The sequence below is a fragment of the Streptomyces sp. NPDC001970 genome, assembly GCF_053594115.1.
In genome coordinates this window covers 88,131-94,130 of record NZ_JBSFDW010000035.1, presented here as the reverse complement: position 1 = coordinate 94,130, position 6,000 = coordinate 88,131, and the positions used below count along the sequence as shown (strand labels likewise).

Genomic DNA, 6,000 nt, shown 5'->3' with positions numbered 1-6,000 from the left:
TCGCAGTGGTGTCGGAGTCCTTCGGGCCCTCGCTGTGACCTGGCGACCTGCGGGTTCTCGCCCGGCTGATGCAATTCCCGAGGGTTGATGTACCGGCGGGTGGTGTCGAGGCGGGCGTGGCCGAGCAGTTCGGCGACGACGATGATGTCGACGCCGGCGCGCAGCAGGTTGGTGGCGAGGGTGTGGCGGAGGATGTGGGCGGACAGGGCGAGGTTGCCCGCGTCGTCGGTCAACGGCGCACCCGATAGCGCAGGTGAAGCACCCGGTTGCCCTGAATCACCACGTCAGGATCCTCCAACAGGTGCTGCGCATGGACCGACCCGAAGTAGCGCTTACCGGACCCGAACACGACGGGTACGACGTCCATGCGCACCTCGTCGATCAGGCCCGCGGCAAGCACCTGGCCACCGACGTCGCCAGCGGCGACCTCGACCATGCGGTCACCCGCAAGCTCCTGCGCCTTGGCCACGGCTGCCTCGACGCCGTCGACGAAGTGAAACGGCGCCTCGGGGTCCCAGCCCTCGGGCATCGGCCGGTGCGACACGACGACCACGTGGTCGATCCCGCCCGGAGGCTTCCCGTCCCAGCCGTCCGTCAGGTCGAAGACGTGGCGGCCGACGATCGTGACTCCGATCTGGTCCCAATACGGCCGGGTGTAGTCGTAGGACGTCTGCGACACCTTCAGCTCGCCGCTCTCGTCCAACGGGACGTCACCGCTGGACAACCAGTCGAACAGCGGTCCGGGCTGGTCATTCTCGTCCGCGACGAAGCCGTCCACCGACACCGAGCTGTACATGACCACCTTGCCCACGGGGCTCTCCTCTGCTTTGGGGTGCCCCAAATTAGCGTGTCGTGAGCTGTCGCTCTTGTAAGAAATCAATCGGCCGGCAGCGGCCAGCCGTCCAGCGCGTGGCCGGGATGTTCGCGCAGGAACCGCCGCCGGACTTCGACGTACCGGGTCGGCGTGAGCCCGGTGAACGCCCGGAACTCGTGGCCGAAGTGGGCCTGGTCGAAGTAGCCTGCCATGTCCCGTGTCCAGCTCGCCCTGCGCGTCGCCGACCTCGAAGCCTCGATCGCGTTCTACTCCAAGCTGTTCGGCACCGAGCCGGCCAAGCGCCGCGAGGGCTACGCCAACATCGCAGTCACCGAGCCGCCGCTCAAGCTCGTCCTCATCGAGGGCGAAGCCGGCGAGGACACCCGCCTGGACCACCTCGGCGTCGAGGTCGCCTCCACCGAGGACGTCGCCGCGGCCACCGCCCGGCTCACGGACGCGTGGCTTTGTTCACGAGAGACTGGGCTCTGGCTCAAATTCCGTGACGCGGGCACGCTGAGTGACAGTTCTTGGTCGTACCGATCCATGGAAAGTCGCCCGAAAATGATCCGGGGCGATCTCGGATGGCTGACAGTTTGAGGCCGTGGAAGAAGTGGTCCTCCAATTGGAGGAGTTGCTGTTCCCGTCGATCGCGGACGTGGCGGTGGTGGCGGTGGACGTGGAAGACGAGACGGTGCGGGTCGAGGCCGGCAGTACAGCGTCCGGTTCGGAGTGTCCGGGATGCCGGAATTGGTCGAGTCGGGTTCATAGCTCCTACCTGCGGTTTCCGGCGGATGTGCCCAGCGCGGGGCTGCGGGTGGTGCTGTGTCTGCGGGTTCGCCGGTTCGCCTGCCGGGTCGCTTCGTGTTCGCGGCAGACATTCGTTGAGCAGGTGCCGGAGTTGACCCGGCGGTACGGCCGGCGGACCGAGCGTCTGCGTTCGACGCTGGCGGCGGTCGGTCTCGCCCTTGCTGGTCGGGCGGGCGCCAGGATGGCGGGTGTGTTCGGGGTGTCGGTCAGCCGCAGCACGGTGCTGCGGCTGGTCGAGGCGCTGCCCGAACCGGAACTACCGACCCCACGGGTGGTCGGCGTCGATGAGTACGCCACGCGCAAGGGCCGTCACTACGGCACGGTGCTGGTCGACGTCGAGACGCGACGGCTGGTGGACCTGTTGCCGGACCGGGAGGCATCGAGCCTGGCCGCCTGGCTGGCCGAGAGGCCAGGGATCGAGGTCGTCTGCCGGGACCGAGCCCCGTTCTTTGCCGAAGGCGCCACCGCGGGGGCACCTCAAACGGTGCAGGTCGCGGACCGCTGGCACCTCTGGCACAACCTCAGCGAAGCCGCTGAACGGTGTGTCGCCGACCATCGGGGGTGCCTGCGTGGCACTGCGCCCGAGCCGCCCCGGCAGGTCAAGGAACCGGAGGAAGAACCGGCTGACCCTCCTGGCTCGCCGTGGCCGACGGGCCACAGGTTCGCCGACAGAACCCGGGCCAACCACGCCGCTGTCCACGCTTTGCTGGCCGCCAGCCATAGCCGCCGCGCGATCCAACGCCAGCTCGGCATGACCTACCGCACGATCAAACTCCTCGCCGACGCCACTACCCCGGAGGACCTCTTTCACGGCCAGTGGCAGGGCCGCCCCTCCGTTCTCGACGAGTACAAGCCCTACCTGGACGACCGCTGGAACCAGGGCTCCACCAACGCCTGGAAGGCATGGGAGGAGATCGCGCCACTCGGCTACACCGGCAGCTACCAGCGAGTTCGCGCCTACTTCCGCACCAAGCGCCTCTCGTCCGACCCGGTCACCGCACCCCCGCCCTCACCCCGCACGGTCGCCGGCTGGATCCTCCGGCACCCCGAGCCCCTCTCCGCGGGCGAACAGCTCCGGATGAAGGCCGTCTTGGCCCACTGCCCCGAACTGGAAGCCCTCACCAGGCACGTCCGTTCGTTCGCTCAGATCCTCACCGAGCGACAGGGCCAACGGCTGCCCGAGTGGCTCGATGCCGTCCGCCAAGATGACCTGCCCGGGCTCCACACCCTCGCCACGGGCATCGACCGTGACCGTGACGCCGTCGTCGCCGGCCTCACCCTGCCCTGGAGCTCCGGAGTCGTGGAAGGGCACGTCAACCGAATCAAGATGCTCAAACGCCAGATGTTCGGCCGGGCTGGCTTCGCTCTCCTGCGGAAGAGGGTTCTTCTGGCCAGCTGACCACAGCCGCCCGTAGTGTGACAGGGACGAGAGAAGATGCACCATGGATCCCCGCATACCCCGCCTGCGTCGTAAGCTGGCCGCGATCCCTTTCCAGCCACTGCGCAGCCACTCCTTCGGGGAAGAGCAGCACCAGTTCTGCCTCGGCCCGAAGCTGGCTGAAGCACGTGTTGTCGCGTTTGAGGCCAAGCACGGCATCGATCTTCCCGATGCCTATCGGCAGTTCCTCACGAACATCGGCGGCTCAGGCGCGGCCCCTTTTTACGGCCTCGTGCCGCTGGAGCGGTGTTCCCTGCTGGTCATGAATCCGCGCGAAGGAGCAGGGACACCCCGCGGCTTCATCCGCGCGCGACCCGGGGCACACGAAGGCGACCTTTTCCTCCACATCATCGAGATGGGCTGCACTGACGTATGCGTCCTCGCGGTGACCGGTCCACTCACCGGCCGCGTCCTCATTGGTAACAGCGACGGGTACTGGGGCCCCAACGTCTCCTCCGCCACCGACTTCCTCGACTGGTACGAACGCTGGCTCAACCACATGCGCGCCGGACGCGACAACCAGGCCCTGGAACTCACCTCGCCTCAACTTCGTGCCCATCCGAACCGCCATCGCATGGCTCCGAAGATCTGACGCTCCGCAACCGCTCCACGGAAAGTGAGCCAGAACCCGAGCTGCGCCGCCAGAGACTTCCTGCGTGCCATACGACCCCCTCGCTGCAGATCCGAGGAGAAGAGTTGCCCCGTGACATAGACCGCCAATCCCAATGGCGTGCTTCGTCGCTCAAGGCAGCCTGGCGGTGGTGCTTGAGACAGCCAGGAGGTGCGAGTGGTTCCTTTGGCGCGATGACCCGCAACAGCGCCCGAACTGCTGCGGCGGCATCGATTTCCGTTCCCGGCTCGCCTGGCTATGAATCAGTTGGCGGGGGCTTGGTACAGGCCGCGTCCGGCGCGGTGGGCGCGGGAGGTGGCGACGAGGCGGTCGAGGGTGCTGCGGACGGTGTTGATGCCGCCGGTGCTGTCGCCTCGGCCGAGAGCCTCGGCCACGTCCCTGGCGCGCAGCGGGACGTCGGCCTTGCGGGCCAGGACGGCCATCACCTGCTCGGTGAGACCGCCGGTGTCCTGAACGGTGTCCGAGGGCGTGGTGCTTGGCGACTGCTTGGTCTTCTTCGCAGTCTTGGCAGGGGCGGGCTTTGTCGCCGGGCGGCGCTTGGCCGGCTTGTCGGCCGGCTTGGCAGCGGCCCGCTTCGTGGTGCCGGCGTTGGTCTTGCGGGCCTTGCGCGGGGTTGCTGGCTTCTGCGGTGCCACCGCGGGCTCGTCGGTCGCAACAGCTTCGCCGGTGGCCGGCTCGGGTTCCGGGCTCGTGTCGGCGGCAGGCTCGCTCGAGGCCGAGTCCGCGGATGTCGCTTCGGCGTCAGCGGGGGCAGGGGTCTCGGCGGCGCGGGGCTGCGGGATTGTGGTGGCCGACAGGGTGCTCAGTGCCGTCAGGGCGCCGCGGACCGATTCCAGACGCTCCGAAACGGCAGCAAGCTCCTTCTGAAGTGCCTGCTGGAGTTCCTCGAGCTGAGGAAGCTCCACCTGGAGCAGGGCAGTTGTCGCATCAACGCTGTTTGCTGCAGTGGCCGCCGTTGTCATGGTGTGCTCCTGAGAATTGAGGGTGAGTATCTGGGAAATGCTCGCTGTTGTGACTGCAGAGTAAGGCTATTGCACAGCGGATTGCACATCACCTCATCCGGCCGCCAGGTGCCGGGGGCGTTGGTGGCCCGGTGGCGCGAGACGATTTCCCTTGTGTACGGGGTCGGTTGGGGCCCTTGGTTATACCGGGTGAGAATGTGCATGCGGAGATGATGGAAGGTGCCTGGCGGGCCCGGGAGAGCGGACGCGGGCGTTCAGGGAAGACCGGCAGCTCTTGGCGCAGTTCCTGTATGCGGGTCAGCGAATACCCAAGGGCCACAGGGCAGCCGTGATGGCAAGTCCTGCAATGCGACGGGGAGGCGGTAATCTCACAGCGAAAGCCCCGGTGGACCGCTGGCCTGAGCCACGTCGCCGGGGCTATGCCATCTCCTTTCGGCAGGCGGGCCTGTCAATGGGGGCGCTCATCCGCAGCAAGACTCGCGGTATGAGCCTGTTGGTGCGCCGCCACCACCCGCGGCCTGCGACACGAGGCGCGCTGCCTCCGACGGCCGCGAGCAGAGCTCTCACGCAGGAAGCGGGTCCCAGGACACGTCGTCGGTGACTGGCTCGAACGTCCACGCTCCGACGGCGTTCACGGTGACGAGACGATCGAGTGTCGCGGTCAGCATCTTCCGATCGAAACCGCAGGCACGGGTCAGGCGCTCCGCTTCCAAGCTGGTCCGCCCGGCGGTGGGGGAGTGGTACGCGTCGAGCACCAGTGCGGTGAGACGGTCCGTGGCAGGCAGGGTGCGCAGCCGTGGCCGGGAGGCGACGTACAGGGCCCAGTCGGCAGCCCGGTGGCGGTCGCGCCGCGCAGGCTCCTGGGTCAGGACGGTCGCATCCAGCAGTTGCGCGGCGACAGCTCCATTCCCCAACTTCCCTGTCGGGTGCGGCGGACGGTGCAGCCAGCGGGTGTCCTCCAGTTCGTCCCAGGGCGCGGGGGAGTGGGCCAGGCGCATGCCGCGGAGCAGGCCGGCCGGGAGATGTACCTGTCCCGATGTGTTGCTGCGCAGTGCGCACTGCAGGGCGAGGAGCCGGCCTTCGGCGCTCACATCCGGGGGAAGCGCGGCCGCGAGGTAGCTGAGCATGTCGCGGACACGGACCGCCGGGGCGGCGCCACGGGGCAGCCTGACGCGCTTTGACCTGGCGGGACCGGGGCCGGTATCGGGCCTCGCCGAGGTGGATGCGAGGGCGGTGTCCGGGACGACGGCACTGCCGGGTGTGGCGCCCGCGCAGGCGGCGCAGACGTCGGCCAGACGCCAGAGACGACCTCCGCGTTCTCGGGCGAGGACGAGCAGGATCGGGCCGG

At 68.2% G+C, this 6,000-nt stretch carries 8 protein-coding genes; 3 read left to right on the top strand and 5 right to left on the bottom strand.

Annotation, left to right across the window (positions count from 1 at the left end):
• The 3 genes from ACWCP0_RS32660 to ACWCP0_RS32650 form a co-directional block, all read right to left on the bottom strand.
• On the bottom strand, nt 1-233 hold a 233-nt coding region (locus ACWCP0_RS32660; RefSeq protein WP_451082364.1), incomplete at its 3' end, for a tyrosine-type recombinase/integrase.
• On the bottom strand, nt 230-811 hold the full coding sequence (locus ACWCP0_RS32655) for a dihydrofolate reductase family protein (protein WP_155342472.1): 582 nt from the start codon (nt 809-811) through the stop codon (nt 230-232). The genes ACWCP0_RS32660 and ACWCP0_RS32655, both read right to left, overlap by 4 nt.
• Before the next feature lie 65 nt (nt 812-876).
• A complete protein-coding gene (locus tag ACWCP0_RS32650; protein ID WP_451082363.1) occupies nt 877-1,026 on the bottom strand; it encodes a hypothetical protein in 150 nt (49 codons plus the stop codon).
• On the opposite strand from ACWCP0_RS32650, the gene ACWCP0_RS32645 reads away from it, so the two are divergent.
• The 3 genes from ACWCP0_RS32645 to ACWCP0_RS32635 are packed head-to-tail and all read left to right on the top strand — an operon-like array spanning nt 1,025 to nt 3,651.
• On the top strand, nt 1,025-1,411 hold the full coding sequence (locus tag ACWCP0_RS32645; protein WP_451082362.1) for a VOC family protein: 387 nt from the start codon (nt 1,025-1,027) through the stop codon (nt 1,409-1,411). The two genes, ACWCP0_RS32650 and ACWCP0_RS32645, sit on opposite strands and share 2 nt — an antisense overlap.
• A gap of 13 nt (nt 1,412-1,424) precedes the next feature.
• Nucleotides 1,425-3,020 carry an ISL3 family transposase gene (locus ACWCP0_RS32640; protein WP_451082371.1) on the top strand — a complete coding sequence of 532 codons (1,596 nt, stop codon included), beginning with the start codon at nt 1,425-1,427 and terminating at the stop codon, nt 3,018-3,020.
• A gap of 43 nt (nt 3,021-3,063) precedes the next feature.
• Nucleotides 3,064-3,651, top strand: a complete 588-nt coding sequence (locus ACWCP0_RS32635; protein WP_451082361.1) for an SMI1/KNR4 family protein — start codon at nt 3,064-3,066, stop codon at nt 3,649-3,651.
• A 281-nt stretch (nt 3,652-3,932) separates the two neighbouring features.
• On the opposite strand, the gene ACWCP0_RS32630 is transcribed toward ACWCP0_RS32635, so the two are convergent.
• Both ACWCP0_RS32630 and ACWCP0_RS32625 read right to left on the bottom strand, forming a co-directional pair.
• Nucleotides 3,933-4,652, bottom strand: a complete 720-nt coding sequence (locus tag ACWCP0_RS32630; protein ID WP_451082360.1) for a hypothetical protein — start codon at nt 4,650-4,652, stop codon at nt 3,933-3,935.
• A 563-nt stretch (nt 4,653-5,215) separates the two neighbouring features.
• On the bottom strand, nt 5,216-5,779 hold the full coding sequence (locus ACWCP0_RS32625) for a hypothetical protein (RefSeq protein ID WP_451082359.1): 564 nt from the start codon (nt 5,777-5,779) through the stop codon (nt 5,216-5,218).
• Nucleotides 5,780-6,000 lie beyond the last annotated feature (221 nt).

Bases quoted from the DNA above. Each gene is read 5' to 3' on its own strand.
- ACWCP0_RS32630 (WP_451082360.1), bottom strand. From the start codon at position 4,652: ATGACAACGGCGGCCACTGCAGCAAACAGCGTTGATGCGACAACTGCC.
- ACWCP0_RS32645 (WP_451082362.1), top strand. From the start codon at position 1,025: ATGTCCCGTGTCCAGCTCGCCCTGCGCGTCGCCGACCTCGAAGCCTCG.
- ACWCP0_RS32625 (WP_451082359.1), bottom strand. From the start codon at position 5,779: ATGCTCAGCTACCTCGCGGCCGCGCTTCCCCCGGATGTGAGCGCCGAA.
- ACWCP0_RS32635 (WP_451082361.1), top strand. From the start codon at position 3,064: ATGGATCCCCGCATACCCCGCCTGCGTCGTAAGCTGGCCGCGATCCCT.
- ACWCP0_RS32650 (WP_451082363.1), bottom strand. From the start codon at position 1,026: ATGGCAGGCTACTTCGACCAGGCCCACTTCGGCCACGAGTTCCGGGCG.